The 24,641-nt window shown below is 48.4% G+C and carries 25 protein-coding genes and 1 tRNA gene; 2 read left to right on the top strand and 24 right to left on the bottom strand.

Annotated elements, in window-relative coordinates:
* Nucleotides 1–12: 12 nt before the first annotated feature.
* The 9 genes from rplB to rpsL all read right to left on the bottom strand — a co-directional run bounded on the left by rplB (nucleotide 13) and on the right by rpsL (nucleotide 7,277).
* Nucleotides 13–846 carry a 50S ribosomal protein L2 gene (rplB, locus tag A1sIIB106_RS05755; protein WP_095671534.1) on the bottom strand — a complete coding sequence of 278 codons (834 nt, stop codon included), beginning with the start codon at nucleotides 844–846 and terminating at the stop codon, nucleotides 13–15.
* A 40-nt stretch (nucleotides 847–886) separates the two neighbouring features.
* The gene (gene rplW / locus A1sIIB106_RS05760; RefSeq protein ID WP_095671535.1) at nucleotides 887–1,180 is read right to left on the bottom strand and encodes a 50S ribosomal protein L23; all 294 of its coding nucleotides are present in this window, start codon (nucleotides 1,178–1,180) and stop codon (nucleotides 887–889) included.
* Nucleotides 1,177–1,860 carry a 50S ribosomal protein L4 gene (gene rplD, locus A1sIIB106_RS05765; RefSeq protein WP_095671536.1) on the bottom strand — a complete coding sequence of 228 codons (684 nt, stop codon included), beginning with the start codon at nucleotides 1,858–1,860 and terminating at the stop codon, nucleotides 1,177–1,179. Before rplD ends, rplW begins: the two co-directional genes overlap by 4 nt.
* Before the next feature lie 2 nt (nucleotides 1,861–1,862).
* Nucleotides 1,863–2,561, bottom strand: coding sequence for a 50S ribosomal protein L3 (rplC, locus tag A1sIIB106_RS05770; protein ID WP_095671537.1), 699 nt, complete (start codon nucleotides 2,559–2,561; stop codon nucleotides 1,863–1,865).
* A 16-nt stretch (nucleotides 2,562–2,577) separates the two neighbouring features.
* Nucleotides 2,578–2,886 (bottom strand): 30S ribosomal protein S10, encoded by a 309-nt coding sequence (gene rpsJ / locus A1sIIB106_RS05775; protein WP_017955300.1) that lies wholly within the window; start codon nucleotides 2,884–2,886, stop codon nucleotides 2,578–2,580.
* Nucleotides 2,887–3,015: 129 nt separating this feature from the next.
* Nucleotides 3,016–4,209 (bottom strand): elongation factor Tu, encoded by a 1,194-nt coding sequence (tuf, locus tag A1sIIB106_RS05780; protein WP_095671538.1) that lies wholly within the window; start codon nucleotides 4,207–4,209, stop codon nucleotides 3,016–3,018.
* Between the two features lie 62 nt (nucleotides 4,210–4,271).
* Entirely contained in the window at nucleotides 4,272–6,383 is a 2,112-nt protein-coding gene (gene fusA / locus A1sIIB106_RS05785) for an elongation factor G (RefSeq protein ID WP_095671539.1), read from the bottom strand.
* Between the two features lie 43 nt (nucleotides 6,384–6,426).
* Nucleotides 6,427–6,897 (bottom strand): 30S ribosomal protein S7, encoded by a 471-nt coding sequence (gene rpsG, locus A1sIIB106_RS05790; RefSeq protein WP_095671540.1) that lies wholly within the window; start codon nucleotides 6,895–6,897, stop codon nucleotides 6,427–6,429.
* Nucleotides 6,897–7,277 carry a 30S ribosomal protein S12 gene (rpsL, locus tag A1sIIB106_RS05795; RefSeq protein ID WP_095526877.1) on the bottom strand — a complete coding sequence of 127 codons (381 nt, stop codon included), beginning with the start codon at nucleotides 7,275–7,277 and terminating at the stop codon, nucleotides 6,897–6,899. Before rpsL ends, rpsG begins: the two co-directional genes overlap by 1 nt.
* 273 nt (nucleotides 7,278–7,550) lie before the next feature.
* On the opposite strand from rpsL, the gene deoD reads away from it, so the two are divergent.
* Nucleotides 7,551–8,252: a purine-nucleoside phosphorylase gene (gene deoD / locus A1sIIB106_RS05800; RefSeq protein ID WP_095671541.1), complete on the top strand. Its 702-nt coding sequence runs from the start codon at nucleotides 7,551–7,553 to the stop codon at nucleotides 8,250–8,252.
* On the opposite strand, the gene A1sIIB106_RS05805 is transcribed toward deoD, so the two are convergent.
* The 10 genes from A1sIIB106_RS05805 to A1sIIB106_RS05850 form a co-directional block, all read right to left on the bottom strand.
* Nucleotides 8,249–8,881: a pyridoxamine 5'-phosphate oxidase family protein gene (locus A1sIIB106_RS05805; protein ID WP_095677656.1), complete on the bottom strand. Its 633-nt coding sequence runs from the start codon at nucleotides 8,879–8,881 to the stop codon at nucleotides 8,249–8,251. The genes deoD and A1sIIB106_RS05805 overlap by 4 nt on opposite strands.
* A 118-nt stretch (nucleotides 8,882–8,999) precedes the next feature.
* Nucleotides 9,000–12,812, bottom strand: coding sequence for a DNA-directed RNA polymerase subunit beta' (locus A1sIIB106_RS05810; protein WP_095677657.1), 3,813 nt, complete (start codon nucleotides 12,810–12,812; stop codon nucleotides 9,000–9,002).
* A 17-nt stretch (nucleotides 12,813–12,829) separates the two neighbouring features.
* The gene (rpoB, locus tag A1sIIB106_RS05815) at nucleotides 12,830–16,282 is read right to left on the bottom strand and encodes a DNA-directed RNA polymerase subunit beta (protein ID WP_223298671.1); all 3,453 of its coding nucleotides are present in this window, start codon (nucleotides 16,280–16,282) and stop codon (nucleotides 12,830–12,832) included.
* A 389-nt stretch (nucleotides 16,283–16,671) separates the two neighbouring features.
* On the bottom strand, nucleotides 16,672–17,058 hold the full coding sequence (gene rplL / locus A1sIIB106_RS05820) for a 50S ribosomal protein L7/L12 (RefSeq protein WP_095671545.1): 387 nt from the start codon (nucleotides 17,056–17,058) through the stop codon (nucleotides 16,672–16,674).
* Nucleotides 17,059–17,076: 18 nt separating this feature from the next.
* Nucleotides 17,077–17,724, bottom strand: coding sequence for a 50S ribosomal protein L10 (gene rplJ, locus A1sIIB106_RS05825; protein WP_095671546.1), 648 nt, complete (start codon nucleotides 17,722–17,724; stop codon nucleotides 17,077–17,079).
* A 314-nt stretch (nucleotides 17,725–18,038) separates the two neighbouring features.
* On the bottom strand, nucleotides 18,039–18,743 hold the full coding sequence (gene rplA / locus A1sIIB106_RS05830) for a 50S ribosomal protein L1 (protein ID WP_095671547.1): 705 nt from the start codon (nucleotides 18,741–18,743) through the stop codon (nucleotides 18,039–18,041).
* A 103-nt stretch (nucleotides 18,744–18,846) separates the two neighbouring features.
* Nucleotides 18,847–19,275, bottom strand: coding sequence for a 50S ribosomal protein L11 (gene rplK / locus A1sIIB106_RS05835; protein ID WP_095671548.1), 429 nt, complete (start codon nucleotides 19,273–19,275; stop codon nucleotides 18,847–18,849).
* 30 nt (nucleotides 19,276–19,305) lie between these two features.
* Nucleotides 19,306–20,055: a transcription termination/antitermination protein NusG gene (gene nusG, locus A1sIIB106_RS05840; RefSeq protein WP_095677659.1), complete on the bottom strand. Its 750-nt coding sequence runs from the start codon at nucleotides 20,053–20,055 to the stop codon at nucleotides 19,306–19,308.
* An 8-nt stretch (nucleotides 20,056–20,063) separates the two neighbouring features.
* Nucleotides 20,064–20,288 carry a preprotein translocase subunit SecE gene (secE, locus tag A1sIIB106_RS05845; protein ID WP_095677660.1) on the bottom strand — a complete coding sequence of 75 codons (225 nt, stop codon included), beginning with the start codon at nucleotides 20,286–20,288 and terminating at the stop codon, nucleotides 20,064–20,066.
* Nucleotides 20,289–20,373: 85 nt separating this feature from the next.
* Nucleotides 20,374–20,447: transfer RNA gene (locus A1sIIB106_RS05850), tRNA-Trp, on the bottom strand.
* 124 nt (nucleotides 20,448–20,571) lie between these two features.
* On the opposite strand from A1sIIB106_RS05850, the gene A1sIIB106_RS05855 reads away from it, so the two are divergent.
* Nucleotides 20,572–21,768, top strand: coding sequence for a pyridoxal phosphate-dependent aminotransferase (locus A1sIIB106_RS05855; protein WP_095671551.1), 1,197 nt, complete (start codon nucleotides 20,572–20,574; stop codon nucleotides 21,766–21,768).
* Here A1sIIB106_RS05855 and A1sIIB106_RS05860 read toward each other — a convergent pair.
* The 5 genes from A1sIIB106_RS05860 to rpmG are packed head-to-tail and all read right to left on the bottom strand — an operon-like array spanning nucleotide 21,755 to nucleotide 24,628.
* Nucleotides 21,755–22,774, bottom strand: coding sequence for a UDP-N-acetylmuramate dehydrogenase (locus A1sIIB106_RS05860; RefSeq protein WP_095671552.1), 1,020 nt, complete (start codon nucleotides 22,772–22,774; stop codon nucleotides 21,755–21,757). The genes A1sIIB106_RS05855 and A1sIIB106_RS05860 overlap by 14 nt on opposite strands.
* 9 nt (nucleotides 22,775–22,783) lie before the next feature.
* The gene (locus A1sIIB106_RS05865) at nucleotides 22,784–23,668 is read right to left on the bottom strand and encodes a glycosyltransferase family protein (protein ID WP_223299380.1); all 885 of its coding nucleotides are present in this window, start codon (nucleotides 23,666–23,668) and stop codon (nucleotides 22,784–22,786) included.
* On the bottom strand, nucleotides 23,665–24,072 hold the full coding sequence (locus A1sIIB106_RS05870; RefSeq protein WP_190276876.1) for a MaoC/PaaZ C-terminal domain-containing protein: 408 nt from the start codon (nucleotides 24,070–24,072) through the stop codon (nucleotides 23,665–23,667). Before A1sIIB106_RS05870 ends, A1sIIB106_RS05865 begins: the two co-directional genes overlap by 4 nt.
* A complete protein-coding gene (locus tag A1sIIB106_RS05875) occupies nucleotides 24,069–24,458 on the bottom strand; it encodes an FAS1-like dehydratase domain-containing protein (RefSeq protein WP_095671554.1) in 390 nt (129 codons plus the stop codon). The genes A1sIIB106_RS05870 and A1sIIB106_RS05875 overlap by 4 nt, the downstream gene beginning before the upstream one ends.
* Entirely contained in the window at nucleotides 24,458–24,628 is a 171-nt protein-coding gene (gene rpmG / locus A1sIIB106_RS05880) for a 50S ribosomal protein L33 (RefSeq protein ID WP_017955317.1), read from the bottom strand. The genes A1sIIB106_RS05875 and rpmG overlap by 1 nt, the downstream gene beginning before the upstream one ends.
* Nucleotides 24,629–24,641 lie beyond the last annotated feature (13 nt).

Below are 24,641 nucleotides of genomic sequence, written 5' to 3' on the forward strand. Positions count from 1 at the left end.
AAGGGTTCTCTCCTACCGCTTCTTATTCGACTTGCGACGACGGACGATCATGGAATCAGATGCTTTCTTCTTACGGGTACGTGCTTCTGGCTTACCCCAAGGTGAAACTGGGTGACGTCCACCAGAAGTCTTACCTTCACCACCACCGTGTGGGTGATCTACAGGGTTCATAACAACACCACGAACAGTTGGGCGAATACCTAACCAACGCTTGCGGCCAGCTTTTCCGTAGTTGATGTTGGATTGTTCTGCGTTTCCAACTTCACCAACAGTTGCGCGGCAACGAACATCTACGTTGCGAATTTCGCCAGAAGGCATACGAAGTTGTGCGTATGGACCTTCCTTTGCAACGAGCTGTACAGATGCACCTGCTGAACGACCAATCTTTGCTCCGCCACCTGGGCGAAGTTCGATTGCGTGAACAGTTGTACCTACTGGGATGTTACGAAGAGGCAAGTTGTTTCCAGGTTTGATATCGGCCTTTGGACCGTTCTCAACTGTTGCACCTTGCTCAAGTTTATTTGGAGCGATGATGTAACGCTTTTCTCCATCTGCGTAGTGAAGAAGTGCGATACGCGCTGTGCGGTTTGGGTCGTATTCAATGTGTGCGACCTTTGCTGGAATTCCATCCTTATCGTTACGGACGAAATCGATCAGACGGTATGCACGCTTGTGTCCTCCACCTTGGTGGCGAACTGTGATGCGACCTTGATTGTTACGGCCACCCTTTGAGTGGATTGGACGTACCAATGACTTTTCAGGAGTTGTGCGTGTGATTTCAGCGAAATCAGGAACGCTTGCGCCGCGTTGACCGGGGGTCGTTGGCTTGAGTTTGCGAAGTGCCATGATGATCCTTTTCTAGAAATCCCTATTCGTAAGGTTGCCCTTAGGAAACGGGACCTCCGAAGATGTCGATACGGTCGCCAGCGGCCACATGAACGATTGCTCGCTTTGTGTCTTTGCGCTTTCCATCACCAAAACGTGTGCGCTTGTTCTTTCCGATGCGGTTCATAGTGTTAACACTTATGACCTTGACTCCGAAAACCTTCTCGACTGCGATCTTGATCTCAGTCTTGTTGGCATCTGGAGCAACAATGAATGTGTACTTGTTCTCATCTAGCAATCCGTAGCTCTTTTCAGAAACTACTGGCGCTAGCAAGACGTCGCGGTGATCTTTCATGCTGTTACCTCGCTTTCACGTGCAACAGATTTAACAGACTTACCGGCTGCCTTTGCTGTGCTCTTTGCCTTAAGGAAATCGTTGATCGCTGCTTCTGAGAAGACAACGTCATCGCTCTTCAAGATGTCGTATGCATTTAGCTGATCAGGAACTAGAAGGTGTAGATCATCAGCGTTGCGAAGTGAACGCCATGCAGCGTCTTCGTTACGTGAGACAACAACCAAAAGGTTCTTGCGTGTTGAGAACTGACGAACTGCTGCAAGCGCTGCCTTTGTTGAAGGAGCTGCTGTTACAGAGTCGATAACGTGGATACGTTCGTTGCGCTGACGATCAGAGAGGACGCCGCGAAGTGCTTGTGCGATCATCTTCTTTGGTGTGCGCTGGAAGTAAGAACGTGGACGAACAGCATGTGCTGCACCACCACCGCGTTGCAAAGGAGCGCGGATCGAACCCTGACGAGCGCGGCCGGTTCCCTTCTGCTTAAACGGCTTCTTACCTGAACCAGAAGTTTCACCACGGTTCTTAGCCTTTTGAGTTCCTTGACGTGCAGCAGCAAGTTGCGCTGTCACGACTTGGTGGATCAAAGGAATATTTGTCTGCGCATCAAAGATGTCAGATGGAAGATCAACGCTTCCAACTTTCTTTCCTTCTGCGTTCTTTACTTCAACGGTAAGCGCCATGGTTATGCACCAACCTTTCCTGATGCTGTTTCAAAGATTGCTTTCTTTGCAGCAGAGCGGATGAACACCAATGCGCCATCAGGACCTGGTACTGAACCCTTGATGAGTAGCAAGTTATTTTCTGCATCAACTGATTGAACTAACAAGTTCTGTGTTGTGACTTTCTCTGCACCCATACGGCCCATCATGCGCATTCCCTTGAAAACGCGACCTGGTGTAGAGCAAGCACCGATTGAACCTGGCATGCGGTGCTTACGATCAACACCGTGAGATGAACCAAGACCACCGAAACCGTGGCGCTTCATAACACCAGCAGTTCCTTTACCTGTGCTTGTGCCGGTTGCATCAACGATGTCACCAGCAGCGAAAGTAGTTGCGCCGATTTCTTGGCCAACTGTGTATTCAGCAGCTGACAGTGTGCGCAGTTCTGCAACGGAGCGACGAGGAGTGACGCCTGCCTTTGCATAGTGGCCTGTTAGCGGCTTTGAAATTTTCTTTGGATCGATTGCACCGTAAGCAAGTTGCACGGCTGAGTAGCCATCCTTTTCAGGTGTGCGAATTTGCGTAACAACACATGATTCAACTGAAACTACAGTTACAGGAATCATCTTGTTGTTGGCATCGAAAACTTGTGTCATTCCGAGCTTCTTACCGAGAACGCCCTTAATGGACGAGCCGGCAGATTGAGTTGTATATGTCATGTTTCTCGTCCTTTCCTTAGAGCTTGATCTCGATGTCGACGCCAGCTGGCAAGTCAAGACGCATCAATGAATCAACAGTCTTAGGTGTTGGGTCGATGATGTCGATTAGGCGCTTATGTGTGCGCATCTCGAAGTGTTCGCGGCTGTCCTTATATTTGTGAGGAGAGCGAATCACGCAATACGTGTTCTTCTCTGTTGGTAGCGGCACTGGACCCGCGACCGTTGCACCTGTGCGCTCAACTGTTTCAACGATTTTCTTCGCTGAAGAGTCAATCACCTCATGGTCATAGGCCTTGAGTCGAATGCGGATCTTTTGTCCCGCCATGTCGTTCTCCTCTTTCGTTTTTACTACTAGTTAATTTTTAGTTTTCAAGCTTTTACTTCTTTTAAAACTTTTCCTGTTTTTGCGCCGGCGGTTTTAACGCCGCCGGCGCATCAACAACGGATTTTTTGTTTACTTCTTGATCTTTGTAACGCGACCTGCACCTACTGTGCGGCCACCTTCGCGGATCGCAAAGCGAAGTCCTTCTTCCATAGCGATTGGTTGAATTAGCTGTACAGCCATTTCAGTGTTATCGCCAGGCATAACCATTTCGGTGCCTTCTGGAAGTGTTACTACGCCAGTTACGTCAGTTGTACGGAAGTAGAACTGTGGACGGTAGTTGTTAAAGAATGGAGTGTGACGACCGCCTTCATCCTTTGAAAGGATGTATGCAGATGCATCGAACTCTGTGTGAGGTGTGATTGAGCCAGGCTTGCAAACAACCTGACCACGCTCTACATCTTCACGCTTTAGTCCACGAAGAAGAAGACCGACGTTCTCGCCAGCCTGACCTTCGTCGAGCAACTTACGGAACATTTCAACGCCTGTAACTGTTGTCTTCTGAGCTTCAGTGCGGATACCAACGATTTCAACTTCTTCGTTGACCTTTACAACGCCGCGCTCGATACGACCGGTGATAACTGTTCCACGACCTGTGATTGTGAAAACGTCTTCAACTGGCATAAGGAATGGCTTGTCGATTTCGCGTGCTGGCTGTGGGATGAATGCATCTACTGCATCCATGAGCTCCATCAACTTATCTGCCCACTTCTGGTCACCCTCAAGTGCCTTAAGTGCTGAGATGCGAACGATTGGAGTGTCATCGCCTGGGAACTCGTACTTAGATAGAAGTTCGCGAACTTCCATTTCAACGAGTTCAAGAATTTCTTCGTCATCGACCATATCTGACTTGTTAAGAGCAACAACGATTGATGGAACGCCAACTTGGCGAGCAAGAAGAACGTGCTCTTTAGTCTGTGGCATTGGACCATCTGTTGCAGCTACTACGAGGATTGCGCCGTCCATCTGTGCAGCACCAGTGATCATGTTCTTGATGTAGTCAGCGTGGCCTGGGCAGTCAACGTGTGCGTAGTGACGCTTTTCAGTCTGGTATTCGATGTGTGCAATAGAGATCGTGATACCGCGTTGACGCTCTTCTGGCGCCTTATCGATATCAGAGAATGCTGTTGCAGCGTTAAGGTCTGGGAACTTGTCATGAAGCACCTTGGAGATCGCAGCAGTAAGAGTTGTCTTACCGTGATCGATGTGGCCAATGGTGCCGATGTTTACGTGCGGCTTAGTGCGCTCGAACTTGGCTTTTGCCATTTTGTTTCCTCTTTCGTTTTTCTAGTGCTAGTTATTAGGGGTTGTGCTTTGTTTAGGGAGTTTTATTCGCCACGAACTTTTGCGATGATTTCTTTCATCACATTGCCTGGAACTTCGGCATAAGAATCGAATTCCATGCTGTAGCTCGCGCGACCTTGTGTTCTGGAGCGGAGATCTCCGACATAGCCGAACATCTCTGACAACGGAACTAGCGCCCTAACAACGCGGGCACCTGACCGCTCATCCATGGCCTGAATTTGGCCACGACGACTGTTGATGTCGCCGATGACATCACCCATGAAGTCTTCAGGGGTAACAACTTCGACGCGCATCACTGGTTCGAGAATTGCAGGATCAGCAAGTTTTGCTGCTTCCTTAAACGCTGCGATACCAGCCACCTTGAAAGCGAGCTCCGATGAGTCAACATCGTGATACGCGCCGTCAAGAAGAGTTACTCGTACATCTGTAAGTGGGTAGCCAGCAAGAGGACCTGCGGTCATTGCTTCACGGCAACCTGCATCAACTGAAGGGATGTACTCGCGTGGAACGCGACCACCAGTGATCTTGTTTACGAACTCGTAACCGCCTTCAACTTCACCAGTTGGAAGTGGCTCAATTGCGATCTGAATCTTTGCGAACTGACCTGAACCACCGGTCTGCTTCTTATGTGTGTAGTCGTGACGTGCAACTGGCTTACGAAGAGTTTCGCGGTAAGCAACCTGTGGCTTACCAACGTTTGCTTCAACCTTAAATTCGCGACGCATACGGTCTACAAGAATTTCAAGGTGGAGCTCGCCCATACCAGCGATGATTGTCTGGCCGGTTTCTTCGTCAGTGTTGACGTGGAAAGTTGGATCCTCTTCAGATAGACGCTGGATCGCGACGCCGAGTTTTTCTTGGTCGCCCTTGGTCTTTGGTTCGATAGCAACAGAGATAACTGGCGCTGGGAAGTCCATTGACTCGAGGATTACTGGCTTTGCAGGATCGCAAAGTGTTTCTCCTGTTGTTGTGTCCTTAAGTCCCATAACCGCAACGATCATGCCCGCGCCAACGTTGTCGCGTTCTTCGCGCTTGTTAGCGTGCATTTGGTAGATCTTGCCGATGCGCTCTTTGCGATCTTTTGTTGAGTTAAGAATTGTTGAACCAGTCTCAAGTACACCTGAGTACACGCGGATAAATGTGAGCTTTCCAAGGTGTGGATCAGTCATGATCTTGAATGCCAGCGCTGAGAAAGGCTCGTCATTCTTTGGAAGACGCTTCATTTCCTTCTCTTTATCGTTCATGTCGGTACCGACGATTGCATCGATATCTAGTGGCGATGGAAGGTAACGAGTTACTGCATCGAGCATTGGCTGAACGCCCTTGTTCTTAAATGCAGAACCAGTAAGAACTGGGGAAAGCTTGGCAGCGATTGTTGCGCGACGGATACCTGCGATTAGCTCTGCCTCTGAGAGATCTTCACCTGCGAGGTACTTCTCCATTACGACATCGTCATTCTCGGCGAGAGTTTCGATCATCTCGTGACGAGCTTGCTTTGACTTCTCCAACATATCTGCTGGAATTTCTTCAATTGTGTAATCTTCACCCTTTTTGGTTTCGCCGCGCCATACAAGCGCCTTCATTGCTAGAAGATCGACGACGCCAATGAAATCTGATTCGTTTCCGATTGGAAGCTGTAGAACTAGAGCAACTGCATTTAGGCGATCCTTGATCATGCCTACGCACTTATCGAATGAAGCACCTGTGCGGTCTAGCTTGTTAATGAAACAAATACGTGGAACTGAGTAACGGTCTGCTTGACGCCAAACTGTTTCAGATTGTGGTTCAACACCGGCAACGCCATCGAATACAGCAACTGCGCCATCGAGAACACGGAGTGAACGCTCTACTTCAACTGTGAAGTCAACGTGGCCAGGTGTATCGATGATGTTGATGAGATGGTCTTTCCACATACATGTGGTTGCAGCAGAGGTGATAGTGATACCGCGCTCTTGCTCTTGTTCCATCCAGTCCATCGTTGCCGCACCTTCGTGCACTTCACCGATCTTGTATGAGATACCTGTATAGAAAAGGATGCGCTCAGTAGTAGTGGTTTTGCCCGCGTCGATGTGAGCCATGATTCCGATATTGCGAACCGTAGCTAGATCGATCTTTTCTACTGTTGACGTTGCCAATTAATTATCCTCTTCTCAACTTTTGAATTCTTTAGTTTCTTAATTACCAGCGGTAGTGAGCAAACGCCTTGTTTGCTTCTGCCATTTTGTGGGTATCTTCGCGGCGCTTTACTGCTGCTCCGAGACCGTTTGATGCATCGATTAGTTCGTTCATTAGACGCTCTGCCATTGACTTCTCGCGACGTAGTCGTGAGTAATCGATTAACCAGCGAAGTGCCAAAGTTGTTGAGCGACCAGCTTTTACTTCAACAGGAACCTGGTAAGTAGCTCCACCAACGCGGCGAGAACGTACTTCAACTGCAGGCTTGATGTTGTCGAGAGCGCGCTTCAAAGTGATGATTGGATCAACCTGAGTCTTTGTGCGTGTGCCTTCAAGTGCGTGATAGACAATGCTTTCAGCAGTTGAACGCTTGCCGTGAAGCAATACGCGGTTGATTAGTGCAGTAACAACTGGTGAGTTGTAAACAGGATCTGCAACAACTGGAGACTTTACGACCGGACCTTTACGTGGCATTAGCTAGCCTTCTTCTCTCTCTTAGCACCGTAACGTGAACGTGATTGCTTACGGTTTTTAACACCTTGTGTATCGAGTGATCCACGAATAATTTTGTAACGAACGCCAGGTAGATCTTTTACGCGACCACCACGAACAAGAACAATGGAGTGCTCTTGTAGGTTATGACCTTCACCTGGGATGTATGCAGTAACTTCCATGCCACTTGTTAAACGAACACGTGCCACTTTGCGAAGCGCAGAGTTAGGCTTCTTAGGTGTTGTTGTGTACACACGTGTACATACACCGCGACGCTGTGGTGAACCTTTTAGCGCAGGTGTATTTGTCTTCGTAGTCTTTTCTGCACGACCACGACGAACTAGTTGTTGAATCGTTGGCACTTCGTCTCCATTTCGGTTACTGCTTTTTTACGCTCGTTGTCCGACCCACGCGGTCGGGTGTGTTGCACCCGATGCGCAGTTGCAACTGATAATTTCTTAACAGGGGCAAGGCAAAAAGCTCTTAAAAGAGCAGACGCGAAGGGTATCGGGGTTCAGGCGTAAAGGTCAAAACGGCCCTTTTACTCTTCTAGGGCTCCCCTGGCCTCAAAATTGAAGATTTTTGGCGCTCGGCGTGTCGCTTTCGGCTCGCCGTTTAGAGACATAATGGCGCCCATGAGCCTTCACATTGGAGCCCAAAAGGGCGAAATCTCCGAGAAAATCCTCCTCCCAGGCGACCCTTTGCGGGCGAAATGGGTGGCCGAGAACTATCTGGATGGGGCCAAGCAGTACAACTCGATTCGAAATATGTTCGGCTACACCGGCACCTACCGCGGTGAGCGGATCTCGGTACAAGGCACCGGAATGGGCCTTCCTTCTCTATCTATTTACGTAACTGAGCTCTTCAATGAACACGGCGTTGAGTCTGCGATCCGTATCGGCACATGCGGTGCGATCCAAGAGAAGACAAAAGTCGGAGATTTAATTTTGGCGATGACGGCCTCGACTGATTCCAATATCAATCGTCGCTTCACAAACGGTTTGGATTTCGCACCGCATGCCGACTTCGGCTTATTGCAAGCAGCACATGAAGCTTCCAAGAAATTTGATCGCGTTCATGTTGGTGGAGTTTCATCGATGGATTATTTCTATGATGAAACCGATGCCAACGAAAAATTAATCAAGCACGGTGTACTAGCTCTTGAAATGGAAGCAAGTCAGTTGTACTCAATCGCTGCACGTAAGGGAAAGAAAGCACTTGCTGTATTAACTGTTTCCGATCATGTGATCACGCATGAAGCGATGGATGCAGATGCCAGAGAGCGCACTCTCAATGACATGGTGGAAGTTGCACTCGCTGCGCTAAGCGCTAATTAATTAGCGATATGTGAAGGAACAGCAATACCAGCAGCATTTGCTGCGGTAATTGGTGCACCGAGCTTTGTTTCAATCGGAAGTATGCCCGCCCAAATCGGTAGAGCTACATCTTCGTCATCATCTAAAGGATCACCTTCGCGTGACTTTGCCGAGATTTTATTGAGCGAGAGTTCAACGATCATCGTTGCAGCAATTTCTTTACTTACCAAGGGGCGACCGTATTTTGAAAGGCCAGGCACCAACTTTTCGGTAATTCGCTCCAGCGCTAGATCTTTCTCGGACTCTTCAAGTACGCGAGCAACCCCGAAGATCATTACCGATTCGTAGTTCATAGATGAGTTAAATGATGAGCGCGCTACGACAATTGCATTTAGCTGGGTTACAGTCACGCAGAGATCGATCCCTTGTGCGATCTGGCGCATCATGCGCGAACCAGTTGAGCCATGGAGCAAAATCCGGTCGTTGTCGCGAGCAAAGCCCATTGGAATAACAAAGGGAAGATGGTTATCTTGATCGATAAAGCCCACGTGGGCTACATATTGGTTATCTAATAAGCGATTTATTGCATCGCGATCAAATAGTTCGCGTTCATCGTGACGTGCAACGTGGAATTTTTTGCCATCGCTCATTGTGCGAGTGTAATAAGAAAGGCCTGTCCCAACCAACGATTTATTTAGATGGCAGGGGTTCCAGGAAAAGCAAAGAGGCCCAATCCGTTGTGGGATTGAGCCTCTTTGGTGATTTTAACTAGCGAGGAATCTCGACTTCATCCAAGCGAACTGCTTCGCCTGAACCACCCTGATCGAATGGTGTGAAGTCGTACTCATCGTATGCAGCGTAGACCGCAGCCTTTGCTGCCTCCGTTGGTTCAACGCGGATATTGCGGTAACGAGCAAGGCCGGTACCAGCAGGAATCAACTTACCGATGATTACGTTTTCTTTCAGACCGAGCAATGGATCGCTCTTCTCTGAAAGCGCAGCATCTGTAAGTACGCGAGTTGTTTCCTGGAATGAAGCCGCTGATAGCCATGACTCGGTTGCAAGTGATGCCTTGGTGATACCCATAAGTTCTGGGCGACCTGAGGCTGCCTTGCCACCTGTTGTGACTACGCGACGGTTTTCGGTTTCAAAGCGACCGCGTTCTACGAGTTCGCCAGGAAGTAGATCCGCATCTCCTGCTTCAAGCACTGTAATGCGCTTAAGCATTTGGCGAACGATTACTTCGATGTGCTTATCGTGAATGCCTACGCCCTGTGAGCGATAAACAGATTGGATTTCGTTAACCAAGTGAACTTGTGTTGCACGTGGTCCGAGAATACGAAGTACCTGCTTTGGATCAATTGCGCCGACGACCATCTTCTGGCCAACTTCAACGCGTGAACCTTCTTCTACAAGTAGCTTCTGGCGACGTGTGATTGGGTAAGCAACTTCTTCGCCACCATCATCTGGTGTTACGACGATCTTCTTACCCTTTGCATCTTCACGGAATGAAACAACGCCGGCGGTCTCTGCGATTGGCGCAACACCCTTAGGTGTACGTGCTTCGAAGAGCTCGACGATACGTGGAAGACCGTGAGTGATGTCATCACCTGCAACGCCACCAGTGTGGAAGGTACGCATTGTTAGCTGTGTACCAGGCTCACCGATTGACTGTGCAGCGATAATTCCGACTGCTTCGCCGACTGCAACAAGTTGACCTGCAGCAAGTGAGCGACCGTAGCAAGCTGCGCACTGTCCGACCTTGCTATCGCAAGTTAGAACTGAGCGGATCTTAACTTCGTCGACACCGGCAGCAACTAGTGCATCGATGACGCGGTCACCAAGATCTGAGCCAGCCTTAGCAAGAACGGTTCCGTTAACTTCAATGTCATCAGCCAAGGTGCGGCCGTAGACAGATGTTTCAACGTGATCGTGCTTTACAAGGTTGCCAGCTTGCTGACGTGTTGCGATTGGAAGTACGAGACCACGATCGGTTCCGCAATCTTCTTCGCGAATGATTACATCTTGTGCAACGTCGCAGAGACGACGAGTCAAGTAACCAGAGTCAGCGGTACGAAGCGCTGTATCTGCAAGACCCTTACGTGCACCGTGCGTTGAAATGAAGTACTCGAGTACTGAGAGACCTTCACGGAAGTTAGCCTTAATTGGGCGAGGAATAATTTCACCCTTTGGGTTAGCTACAAGTCCACGCATACCTGCGATCTGACGGATCTGCATCATATTTCCGCGAGCACCTGAGTAGACCATCATCCAAACTGGGTTGACGCGAGGGAAGTTTTCTTCCATCTCTTTACCAACTTCAGCGGTTGCCTTGGTCCAAATTTCGATGAGCTCTTGGCGACGCTCGTCATCTGTGATGAGACCCTTTTCGTATTGTGATTGAACCTTGTCAGCCTGTGTTTCGTAGCTTTCGAGGATCTCTTTCTTACGAGGAGGTGTAACAACATCTTCGATACCGATTGTTGCACCTGCGCGAGTTGCCCAGTGGAATCCAAGTGACTTAAGCGCATCAAGAGTTTGAGCAACTGTTACCTTTGGATAGAACTCAGCCAACTTGTCGACGATTGCACCAAGTTGCTTCTTGGTGACATCAACATCGACATATGGGAAATCTGCAGGAAGTGCTTCATTGAAGAGTGCGCGACCAATTGTTGTTTCAATTGTTTCGCCAGTCTTTGTGAGGCGGATCTTGATCTTTGCCTGCAATGAAACTGAGTGCTGATCATGAGCCATGATCGCTTCAGCAACAGAACCGAATGCGCGGCCTTCGCCGAGTTCGCCTTCGCGTTCCATGGTGAGGTAGTACAAACCAAGAACCATGTCCTGTGTAGGAGATGTAATTGGTCGACCGTTAGCAGGAGACAAGATGTTGTTTGAAGACAACATCAAGATACGAGCTTCTGCTTGCGCTTCAGCAGATAGTGGCAAGTGCACAGCCATCTGGTCACCGTCGAAGTCAGCGTTAAATGCTGTACATACGAGTGGGTGGATCTGAATTGCTTTACCTTCAACCAGTTGTGGTTCGAAAGCTTGGATACCTAGACGGTGAAGAGTAGGAGCACGGTTTAGAAGCACTGGGTGTTCTGCAATTACTTCTTCAAGAACATCCCAAACAACTGGACGTGCGCGCTCAACCATACGCTTTGCAGATTTAATGTTCTGCGCGTGGTTGAGATCTACAAGACGCTTCATTACGAATGGTTTGAAGAGTTCTAGCGCCATCTGCTTTGGCAGACCGCACTGGTGCAACTTCAACTGTGGACCAACAACGATTACTGAACGACCTGAGTAATCAACGCGCTTTCCGAGCAAGTTCTGACGGAAACGACCTTGCTTACCCTTGAGCATGTCAGATAGTGACTTAAGCGCACGGTTGCCGGGACCAGTTACTGGACGACCACGACGACCGTTGTCGAACAAAGCATCAACTGCTTCTTGCAACATACGCTTTTCGTTGTTGACGATAATTTCAGGAGCACCGAGATCAGCAAGACGCTTCAAACGGTTGTTACGGTTGATAACGCGGCGATAGAGATCGTTTAGATCTGAAGTCGCAAAGCGTCCACCGTCGAGCTGCACCATTGGGCGTAGATCTGGTGGGATAACCGGAACGCAATCGAGCACCATTGATGCTGGGTGATTGCTTGTTGTCATAAATGCATTTACGACCTTAAGACGCTTGATAGCGCGAGTCTTCTTTGCGCCCTTTCCATTTTCAGAAAGGTCGGTGAGGATCGCGTATTCAGCTTCGAGATCAAAAGTTTCTAGGCGCTTCTTAATTGCAGCAGCTCCCATGTCACCCTTGAAGTAGATTCCGTAACGATCGCGCATTTCGCGGTAGAGGTTCTCGTCGCCTTCTAGATCCTGAACCTTGAGGTTCTTAAAGCGAGCCCAAACATCTTCCAAGCGAGTGATTTCGCGTTCAGCGCGATCACGAAGTGCCTTGAGCTCACGCTCTGCAGATTCGCGAACCTTGCGCTTTACATCTGACTTTGCATCTTCTGCTTCGAGTTCAGCAAGATCAGATTCGAGCTTCTTCTGGCGAGCATCGAGATCATTGTCGCGACGGGTTTCAATCTTCTTACGATCGTTAGCCAGCTTCTTCTCGAGCTGTGGCATATCTTCTTCGCGGCCTTCTGCATCAACTTCTGTGATCATGTATGCAGCGAAGTAAATAACCTTTTCAAGATCCTTTGGAGCAAGATCAAGTAGATAACCAAGACGTGAAGGCACGCCCTTGAAGTACCAGATGTGGGTTACAGGAGCGGCAAGCTCGATGTGTCCCATACGTTCGCGACGAACCTTGGCACGTGTTACTTCAACACCGCAACGCTCGCAGATGATTCCCTTAAATCGAACGCGCTTGTACTTACCGCAATAACATTCCCAGTCACGAGTTGGTCCGAAGATCTTCTCGTCGAAGAGTCCGTCCTTCTCTGGCTTGAGTGTGCGGTAGTTGATTGTCTCTGGCTTCTTTACTTCGCCAAATGACCAATCACGAATGTTCTGAGCCGATGCGAGACCGATTCTTAATTCATCAAAGAAGTTGACATCTAACATAGTTATTTATCCCTCTCTCAAACTTCTTCTACAGAGCTTGGTTCAACTCGTGACAAGTTGATACCTAACTCTTCGGCGGCACGGAAAATTTCTTCATCGTTATCGCGCATTTCAATTGCGACACCTTCTGAAGAGAGAACTTCGACGTTCAAGCAGAGTGATTGCATTTCCTTGATAAGTACCTTGAATGACTCAGGGATACCTGGCTCAGGGATGTTCTCGCCCTTAACGATCGCTTCGTAAACCTTTACGCGTCCGAGAACGTCGTCAGATTTAATTGTGAGGAGTTCTTGGAGTGTGTAAGCAGCTCCGTAGGCTTCAAGTGCCCAAACTTCCATTTCACCAAATCGCTGACCACCGAATTGAGCCTTACCACCGAGTGGTTGCTGCGTGATCATTGAGTATGGACCAGTTGAACGTGCGTGGATCTTGTCATCAACCAAGTGGTGGAGTTTCAAGATGTACATGTATCCAACTGAAATTGGAGTTGGGTATGGCTCACCGGAACGGCCATCAAATAACTTAGCCTTTCCGCTTCGGCCGATTAGCTGAAGGCCATCGCGGTTTGGAAGAGTGCTTGATAGCAAACCTGAGATTTCATCTTCAAGTGCACCGTCGAAGACAGGTGTTGCGAACTTAGTTCCAGGAGTTCCCTTTTCTGCACCGATTGCGCGCATGTGCTTCTGCCACGCTTCATCGACGCCAGAGAGATCCCAACCAGTTTTTGCAACCCAGCCGAGGTGCATTTCAAGAACCTGACCGACGTTCATGCGACCTGGAACGCCGAGCGGGTTAAGAACTACATCTACTGGAGTTCCATCTTCAAGGAATGGCATATCTTCAACTGGAAGAATCTTGGAGATAACACCCTTGTTACCGTGGCGACCAGCAAGCTTGTCACCATCTTGAATCTTGCGCTTCTGTGCAACGTAGACGCGAACCAATTGGTTAACGCCAGCTGCAAGCTCGAAGCCTTCTTCTGATTCGAAGATCTTTACGCCGATAACTTTTCCTGACTCGCCGTGTGGAACTTTAAGAGATGTATCGCGAACTTCGCGAGCCTTTTCTCCGAAGATTGCACGAAGCAAACGCTCTTCAGGTGTTAATTCAGTTTCGCCCTTTGGAGTTACTTTTCCAACCAAGATATCGCCAGGGACGACATCTGCGCCGACGCGAATAATTCCGCGCTCGTCGAGGTCTGCAAGTACTTCTTCAGAAACGTTAGGGATATCGCGAGTGATTTCTTCGGCACCTAGCTTGGTGTCGCGAGCATCGACTTCGTATTCCTCAATGTGGATTGATGTAAGAACATCATCTTGTACGAGACGCTGCGAAAGAATGATCGCATCTTCGTAGTTGTGGCCTTCCCATGACATAAATGCCACGAGCAAGTTCTTACCGAGAGCCATTTCACCGTTTTCGGTACATGGACCATCTGCAATTACTGAGCCAACTTCAAGCTTCTGACCTTCAGAGACAACAACCTTCTGGTTGTATGAAGTTCCTTGGTTAGAGCGTGAGAACTTAGATAGTGAGTATGTCTGGTAAGTACCGTCATCGCCCATGACCTTTACTTCATCGGCAGATACTTCAGTAACAACACCTGAATGAGTTGCTGTAACAACATCACCGGCATCTACTGCAGCGCGGAATTCCATGCCAGTACCGATAAGTGGCGCTTCTGCGCGCATCAAAGGAACTGACTGACGCATCATGTTTGAGCCCATCAACGCGCGGTTAGCATCGTCGTGCTCAAGGAACGGAATCATTGCTGTTGCAACAGAAACCATCTGGCGTGGTGAAACGTCCATGTAATCAACTTCATCACCGATGATGTATTCAACTTCGCCACCACGACGACGTACGAGTACGCGCGCTTCTGCAAAGTGGTTGTCATCTGTAAGTGGTGCGTTTGCCTGCGCGATGATGTGTTCATCTTCTTCATCTGCAGTTAGGTAATCAACCTGATCTGTAACGCGACCCTTTACAACCTTGCGGTAAGGAGTTTCGATAAATCCGAAAGCAGTTACGCGACCGTAAGTTGCAAGCGAACCGATAAGACCAATGTTTGGTCCTTCAGGAGTTTCGATTGGGCACATACGTCCGTAGTGAGATGGGTGAACGTCGCGAACTTCGAAGCCTGCGCGGTCACGAGATAAACCACCAGGTCCGAGCGCTGAAAGACGACGCTTGTGTGTAAGACCTGAAAGTGGGTTTGTCTGATCCATGAACTGTGACAATTGAGATGTTCCGAAGAACTCCTTGATCGATGCAACAACCGGACGGATGTTGATCAGAGTCTGTGGAGTAATTGCTTCTACATCTTGAGTTGTCATACGTTCGCGAACTACACGTTCCATACGAGATAGACCGATGCGAACTTGGTTCTGAATTAGCTCACCAACTGTGCGAAGACGACGGTTACCGAAGTGATCGATATCGTCCTTTTCAACGCGAACTTCGCGGCCGTAATCCATTGTTAGATCGCCGCGGTGCAGCGCTACGAGGTAGCGAAGCGTTGCAACGATGTCAGAGATAGTAAGAATGCTCTGTGAAAGTTCTTGATCTAGACCGAGCTTCTTATTTACCTTAAAGCGACCGACCTTGGCCAGGTCATAGCGCTTTACATTGAAATAGAGGTTCTCGATAAGGTTTTGAGCAGCTTCCTTAGTTGGTGGCTCGCCCGGACGAAGCTTGCGGTAGATATCTAGCAGCGCTTCATCTTGTGTCTTGACTGTATCTTTTTCAAGAGTTGCACGCATTGATTCGAAGTCACCAAACTCTTCAAGAATTTGTTCTTCGGTCCAACCGAGCGCCTTCAAGAAGACAGTTACAGATTGCTTACGCTTGCGGTCGATGCGAACACCAACGAGATCTTTCTTATCAACTTCAAATTCAAGCCAAGCGCCGCGGCTTGGGATGATCTTTGAAGTGAATACATCTTTATCTGATGTCTTTTCGATTGTGCGTTCGAAGTAAACACCTGGTGAACGTACGAGCTGTGAAACAACAACGCGCTCGGTTCCGTTAATTACAAATGTTCCGCGCTTTGTCATTACAGGGAAGTCACCCATGAAGACAGTCTGTGACTTAATTTCACCGGTTTCGTTGTTGGTGAATTCAGCAGTCACGAATAGTGGCTGCGAGTAAGTCATATCGCGTTCTTTGCAATCTTCGATTGAATACTTAGGTGGCTCGAAGCGGTGATCGCGGAATGAGAGCGACATAGTGCCCTGGAAATCTTCGATCGGTGAAATTTCTTCGAAGATTTCTTCTAAACCTGATTTTGATGGAAGTTCTCCACGATTTGTATTTGTTGATTGCGCAAGACGTGAACGCCACAAGTCGTTACCCAATAGCCAGTCAACGCTCTCAACTTGGAGCGCTAATAGGTTTGGAACTTCTAGGGGTTCGCGGATCTTGGCGAATGAAATACGTTGCGGAGCTACAGAATTCTTTTTCGCGGCCAAGAGATGTCCTTCCAGACAATGTTCACTTACAACATTATTTTTTTAACAATGTCGATTCACAAAGTGCGAGAACGCACAACTATTAGGTCTCAGCCGCTATATGCCCTGACCATAGAAGATTTATGCGAAGGGCAAGAGTAACGCTCACCCCCTCAGCCTGTCCAACCGGCCTCTTATACCCCCAAACCCTCCCCTTTGTCAGGCGATTGTGGAAAGAAAATCCCTCGACTGGGCCGGGGACTTGCTCGTTAAAGTCCCCTTTTCCCCATTCGAGGGATTTCCTAAATTGAGCGAAAAATATTCAGAGAAAGAGAAAACCCCCTTGGTTGGAGCGAAGGGACTTTAACGAGCAAGTCCCAAGCCCGACCAAGGGGGTTTCCCCCAACTGATTATTTGAGTGTGACCTTTGCGCCAGCTGCTTCGAGAGCCGCCTTTGCCTTCTCTGCTGTCTCCTTGTTTGCCTTCTCAAGAAGTGTTGCTGGAGTTGCATCAACTAGGTCCTTTGCCTCCTTCAAGCCAAGGCTTGAATTGAGGTTACGAACTTCCTTGATCACTGCAATCTTCTGTGAGCCTGCATCTTCGAGGATAACTGTGAATTCATCTTGACCAGCATCTGCTGCGCCACCTGCTGCTGCGCCACCTGCTGCTGCAGCTGCAACTGGTGCTGCGGCTGTTACATCGAATTCAGTTTCGAATGCCTTAACGAACTCTGAAAGTTCGACAAGTGTCATTTCCTTGAACTGAGCCATTAGATCTGTTGATGAGAGCTTTGCCATTTTATATTTTCCTTTTCTTTATTCCGCTGGAGTTTCTGCTGCATCTGCTGCTTCAGGAGCAACTTCAGCGACAACTTCTTCTGTTACTTCTGCAACTGCTTCAGCAGCTGGTGCTGCTTCTTCAACCGCTGGAGCCTCTGCAACTGCTGGAGCTGCTTCCGCTACTGGCGCAGATGCCGGAGCACCTGCCTCAAGTTTGATACGAAGTGCATCGAAGATACGCGCTGCCTTAGCAAGCGATCCCTTCATTGCACCAGCAAGCTTTGCCAAGAGAACCTCACGGGACTCAAGATCAGCAAGCTGCATGATTTCTGCAGTTGTAACGAACTTGCCTTCGTAGATTCCACCCTTAACAACAAGTAGTGGGTTCTCCTTCTGGAAGTTCTTTAGATTACGAGCTGCATCAATTGGATCTCCCTTGATGAAAGCAAGTGCTGAAGGACCAACAAGTAGATCATCAGAGATGTCTACGCCGGCGTTCTTAGCTGCAATCTTTGTAAGGGTGTTCTTAACGACGCTGTACTTGGTATCTGAACCAAGGCTGCGACGCAATTCCTTCATCGAAGTCACGGTTAGACCGCGGTATTCGGTTAGGTAGGTTGCATTAGCTGACTTGAAATCTTCAGTCAGTTCAGCAACTGCTGCTTCTTTTACTGGGCGAGCCATTCGGTTCACCTTTCGCTAGTTTGATTGGCTATGGACGCTTGCGCTCTATAGCCACTTGCTTTTAGCGACCACAGGAAATAAAAAAATCCGTGACGCGTAAATGCGCACGGATTAATGTGAACACCTACGCGGGCTGATTTCTCAATTATCTGGTTCTTACGAGCCAGACCTGCGGTCTTTGGTTATGGCAGAACTTTAAGGGTTTGCGTAAAGCGGGGTCAAATCCGAGCGTAAAAAATCCGGCTACCGGTGGAGCGAAGGGACTTTAACGAGCAAGTCCCAAGCCCGCCGGGGCCGGATTTTTCCTAAAGAGATTAGTTAGCTGATGGTTCGCGAACTAGGTTTGGATCTACTTGGATTCCAGGTCCCATAGTTGTTGAAACAACTGCCTTCGCAATGTAGCGACCCTTTGATGAGTTTGGCTTTGCGCGGTGAACTTCATCGAGAGCTGCTGCATAGTTATCTGCAAGCTGTGCTGCAGTAAATGATGACTTACCGATGATGAAGTGAAGGTTTGAGTTCTTATCAATACGGAATTCAATCTTTCCGCCCTTGATGTCGTTAACTGCCTTTGTTACATCGGTTGTAACTGTTCCGGTCTTTGGGTTAGGCATAAGTCCACGTGTTCCAAGAACTTTACCGAGACGACCGACCTTACCCATCAAATCTGGTGTTGCAACAACTGCATCGAAGTCCAAGCGACCCTTTGAAACTTCTTCAATGAGTTCATCTCCACCGACGATATCTGCACCGGCTGCGCGAGCTTCGTCAGCGCGCTCTCCGTTTGCGAATACAAGAACGCGAGCAGTCTTTCCTGTGCCGTGTGGCAAGTTAACTGTTCCGCGAATTGCTTGATCGGCCTTCTTTGGATCTACGCCAAGAACTAGTGCAACTTCAACAGTTGAGTCGTACTTAGTAGTTGTTGTCTCTTTGGCAAGTGTTACTGCCTCAAGCGGTGTGTAAAGGTGGTCTTTCTTAACCTTCTCTGCTGCCGCTGTATATTTCTTTGAGCGCTTCATATCTTCCTCATTCCTAAGTCTTTCGACTTAGCTAGTGGTTGTGGTTAACGAACCAGCGAGGTTCTCCCACATCTACTTCTCACGGTGAGAAGTAGAAACTTAATTAACCGACAGTGATACCCATTGAGCGAGCAGTACCAGCGATGATCTTGCTTGCTGCATCAATGTCATTTGCATTGAGGTCAGCCATCTTGACCTTTGCGATCTCCTGAACCTGAGCCATGGTGATATTTGCAACCTTGGTCTTGTGTGGAACTGGTGATCCCTTTTCAACTCCGGCAGCCTTCAAGATAAGACGTGATGCTGGTGGAGTCTTAGTGATAAATGTAAATGAGCGATCTTCGTAGACAGTGATCTCTACCGGAATGATCTGACCCTTTTGAGATTCAGTGGCAGCGTTGTAAGCCTTCACGAACTCCATGATGTTGACACCATGCTGACCAAGGGCAGGACCTACTGGTGGTGCAGGTGTTGCTGCGCCAGCTTGGATCTGCAACTTGATGAATCCGGTTGCCTTCTTCTTTGGTGCCATTTTTTTATTCCTTTTCTAGTTTTCCGGTAATTAAATCTTCTGTACTTGTGCAAATGAAAGTTCTACTGGTGTTTCGCGTCCGAAGATTGAAACAAGAACCTTGAGTTTTGCTTGCTCAGGCATGATCTCGGAGATTGATGCAGGAAGCGTTGCAAATGGGCCATCCATAACGGTGACTGATTCGCCAACTTCGAAATCAACGACGCGGATATCGGCCTTGTCAGATTTCTTAACAGGGCGTGGAGCAAGAATCTTTTCAACATCATCCATGCTTAGTGGACTTGGGTGATGTGCGTTTCCGACGAAGCCTGTAACGCCTGGTGTATTGCGAACTGCAGACCAAGACTCGTCAGTTAGCTCCATGCGGACAAGAACGTAGCCTGGGTAGATATTGCGCTTAACCTGCTTGCGCTGGCCGTTCTTGATTTCCATAACTTCTTCTTCAGGAACTTCGATCTGGAAGATGAAATCTTCCATGTGAAGTGAAACTTTGCGGTTGTTGAGGTTATCGCGAACCTTCTTCTCATAACCTGCGTAAGAGTGGATTACGTACCAGTCGCCGATCGCTGCGCGAAGGGTGCGACGGAATTCTGCATTTGGATCATTTTCGTCTGATTCGAGATCGCCATCTTCATCGCTAGCGAGCGCAAGATCATCAACAGGTGCATCGTTGAGAACTACTTCCTCAACGATTTCTGGAGTAGCAACCTCAGCAACGATCTCGTCGGCATTAGCCGCAAGCGCTGCTTCGAAAGCATCAGGTGTCTGGTTCTCGGTCATTGTGTTCCTTACCCAAATACCCAGAAGACAAGCTTGGTGATTACCAAGTCAAAGATAGAAACGACTGCAATAACGAAGGTTACGAATACCAATACGACTGCTGTGTATGTGCTCAACTGCTTACGTGTTGGCCAAACTACCTTGGCGAGTTCGGAAACGATTTGGCGATAGAAAAGGCCAACGCGCGCAAATAGACCGAGCTTCTCGGCAACTTGTTCTGTTGACTCTGTCATCGTCGTTCCTTTCAATCGGTAAATCAATCGGTAAATACTTCGTAAAACTTTTACATATTTATTACTAATCTTTTACAACTTCTTGCAGGGCAGGAGGGACTCGAACCCCCAACCGGCCGCTTTGGAGACGGCAACTCTAGCCAATTGAGCTACTGCCCTTCGCGAGGGCATGACAAAACCCTAGGGAATTGCAAATCCTCGTGAGCGTCGAAGTGTAGAGGGTCAAAGGGGGGTAGGTAAAACTCGCGCTCAATTCTGCCCGCGCATAGGGCAGACTTCGCCTATGAGCAGAGTTTCCGCACGTATTGCCGCAATCGCAGAATCAGCCACTTTGGCGGTAGATGCAAAGGCCAAAGCGCTAAAGGCAGCAGGCCGTCCAGTTATTGGTTTCGGAGCAGGTGAACCTGATTTTCCAACGCCTGATTACATCGTTGAAGCAGCCGCTGCTGCAACGCGCGTTGTTGCAAATCATCGCTACACACCTGCTGCTGGTCTTCCGGAACTTCGCGAAGCAATTGTCACAAAGACAAAGCGCGATTCAAATTATGAAATTACCGCTGATCAAGTACTTGTAACTAATGGTGGAAAGCAAGCGGTCTACCAAGCATTTGCATCGATTATCGATCCAGGCGATGAAGTTCTTCTTCCATCACCATTTTGGACAACCTATCCAGAGTGCGTGCAACTTGCTGGTGGAAAGACTGTCGAAATCTTTGCCGATGAAACACAGAATTATTTAGTAACTGTTGAACAATTAGAAGCAGCCCGCACACCAAAGACCAAGGCTCTCCTGTTCTGTTCTCCATCTAACCCAACCGGTTCGGTTTACTCTGTCGAGCAGGTAAAGGCGATCGGCGAATGGGCAGTCAAAAACAACATCTGGATCATTGCAGATGAGATTTACGAACACCTTTTATATGACGGTGCAACAGCGCCATCTCTTCCGGTTCTGGTTCCAGCACTTGCCGATACTTGTATCATCATCAACGGTGTTGCTAAGACTTACGCGATGACTGGTTGGCGTGTGGGCTGGATGATCGGGCCAAAGGATGTAATCAAGGCGGCAACTAACTTGCAGTCACATCTAACTTCAAATGTTTCTAACGTTTCACAGCGCGCCGCGATTGCAGCTCTCACCGGAGATTTATCTGCTGTTCATAAGATGGGCGAGGCATTTAACCGTCGACGCAAGTTAATTGTTGGACTTCTCAATGAGATTCCAGGATTTGTCTGCCCAACACCAACAGGTGCTTTCTATGTTTATCCATCGGTTAAGGGCGTACTCGGAACAACTATCCGCGGTAAAACTCCAAAAACTTCTGCAGAACTTGCAACGCTTATCTTGGAAGAAGTTGAAGTTGCCGCTGTTCCAGGTGAAGCCTTTGGTCCATCTGGTTACTTGCGTTTCTCATATGCAACTAGCGATGAAGATATCGTCGAAGGTATCGGCCGCATCAAGAAGTTAATTACTGAAGGTTAAGCCCGATCAGATTTACTTCAGGCTCTAAGGTGATTCCGAACTTATCCTGAACATGCTGCTGAGCGCTCTTTGCAAGGGATGCAATATCTTGCGCGGTTGCATTCGCTGCATTTGTTAGTGCAAGGACGTGTTTAGTTGATACTCGCGCTCCCCCAAAAGCATCTCCTTTTTTAATTCCAGAGTTTTCAATGAGCCAAGCAGCGCTAGTTTTAATCCGTCCATCTGCTTGCGGCCAACGAGGAGCGCCTTCTGGCAAAGTTGCCGCAACTTCGGCGGAAACGATTGGGTTTGTAAAGAAAGAACCAGCTGACCAAGAATCGCGATCGCTTGGGTTTAACAACATGCCTTTTGCTGCACGAAGTTCAAGGACTGCCTTACGCGTTGCGGCTACCGGAGCTTTTTCGCCAACTGCGATCTCTAATTTAGTGGCGAGTTCTGCATAAGTAATTGGTGTTGTTTCAACACCGATTCGAAGTTGGAATTGCACCTCGATTACAACGTAGCGACCCGGATGAGATTTAAAGTAAGAATTGCGATAGGAAAATTCGCATTCTTGGTTTGTAAAAGTCTTAATCGCCTTTGCTTGGCGATCGTAAGTGCGTACCTGTGTAATGAATTCACTTACTTCATGGCCATAGGCGCCGATATTTTGAATCGGAGCAGCGCCAACTGTTCCTGGAATTCCACTAAGAGTTTCCAGTCCTGCGAAACCTCTTTCAATACCGATTTGAACGAATTTATCCCAGTTCTCACCGGCTCCGATTGCCAGCGTTGCACCGCTACATGCATCGACCTCTGACTTCAGCGCGTGATTAGTAATTCGAATTACTGTTCCGTCAAAACCGCTATCGGCAACCAAGATATTGGTACCGCCGCCGATGATTAAGACTGGGGTATCTCCTGCAGCTTCGATCGCCGCGATAATTTCAGATTCATTGTGGGCATCGACAAAGTTCTTTGCGGGGCCGCCTACGCGCAAGCTGGTGTAATTACGGAGTTCGGCCATTGAGTTAGTTTACCTGCGTGGAGACAAGATTGCGCTCTTGCCTCTAAAGCGCTCGAGGATACGGTCGTAGTTCTTCTTTGATTGAACTTCACGGAATTCTTCATCAGTATCGTAATAACCGTGATGGCGCGCTTGTTCTAGGGGTAGGTCTATCTGTAAAAGTCGACCATTGGCATGGCGCAAGCGCAACGAAAATTCGATATCTGCGTTGCGATAATAAATTGCGCGGTTGTTAAATCCGCCGGCATTTGTGGCATCCAGACAGTTAATCGCTAAGAAGTAACTAAATAAGACATCGACTTCACCGGCGCCTTTGTCGTCCACACTTCGCCATTCATCTTCAGTATTAACAAGTCCTCCGCGCCATCCGACTGCGCTGTATTGGCCCTTGCTTAACTCGGCTAGGACTGGGGCCATAGCATCGCTGGTAAATCTCGTTGATGGATCCATGATGACTAGGTATTTGGATGAGATGTTTTTAAGAAGTGCGTTGGCGTTCTCGCCCCAGCCAAAGTTTTCGGTAATCGCAATCAATTGAAATTGTGTATTTATCTCATTGACAAGTTCTGCCGGATCACCAATTACTAAGGCGATAACTGGCGTATTTGTATGAGCCTTTATGGTGCGTACAGTTTCGGCTGCATCTGCTGTGAATCCATCAACGATCATGGCAATTGCAATATCGCCAGTTATCTTGATTGGGCGTAGGTCGCGAGTAGATGCAAAAGTTGGAAAGCGTTCTTTGGCGCGGAATTCAAAGCCACCAGCAACATCGATTACTTCAAAGCCGAGTGCGGCTATTTGATCGCGAATTTGATCAGCCTTTATAAAATCCTTGGCTGCACGCGCATCGAGTCTTTCCTGCGCTAACTCTTCTTTGCTTTTAGAAGTCATTTCTTAATTACAACAGCTTTAGCCATGCCCAGCACTTTGACGCCGGCAGATGTGGCAACTAGATCGATTTTGATTTGATCAGCAGTTACTTCAGTGACTGTTCCGTTGATTGTTAAATCCACTTTTTCGCCTGCGGGCACGATCACTGGCTTAATGAAGCGAGCGCCGAATTCTTTAACGCTGGCTGTGCCGCCAGACCAATCGGTCACATATTTACCAACGAGGGCCATAGTCAACATTCCGTGGGCAATTACATTTGGAAGTCCCACAGAGACCGCGACTTCTTCGCTCTGGTGAATTGGGTTTTGATCACCAGATGCATCGGCATAAGCCTTGAGCATTTCACGATCAACTAGGACAACTCTTTCGGGAATTGCGAAGCCAACTTCAATATTTGTAGTCATGCGCGCACCACCAAAGTTGACCATGAAGAGACAACTAATTCAGAGCCGCGATGTAGGTCAGAACGCACGCTAACGATCTCGTTTCCGGCAGCTACGCGATAGCTTTCAATTGTTGCTGAGCAACTAAGTGAATCCCCTGCCTTAACTTGGGCGAAGATTTCAAACTTTTGATCGCCATGTACTAAGCGCGACCAATCCAAACCGATTTCAGGTTGGGTGAGAATGTTTTGAAATTGATCCAATGAGATGCGGATCGTAAATGTTGGGGGTGCAATGGATGTATCGGTCTCGCCAATTACGGCAGCGAAGGCATCGATTTCTGATTGCGAAATAGAGATTGAATCAGCACCAGCGAAGGTGCGCCCGACAGAATCGGGTGCGAGCATTAGCGAGTTTCGCGGTGTAGAGTTGAAGATTTGCAACGTGGACAGAACTTCTTGAGTTCCATACGGTCTGGATCGTTGCGACGGTTCTTCTTTGTAATGTAGTTGCGCTCTTTGCAGTCAACGCATGCCATGGTGATCTTTGGACGAACGTCCGCGCTCTTGCTTGCCATGGTCTTGCTCCTT

Origin of the sequence: Candidatus Planktophila lacus (genome assembly GCF_002288325.1) — a bacterium.
GTDB lineage: Bacteria > Actinomycetota > Actinomycetes > Nanopelagicales > Nanopelagicaceae > Planktophila > Planktophila lacus.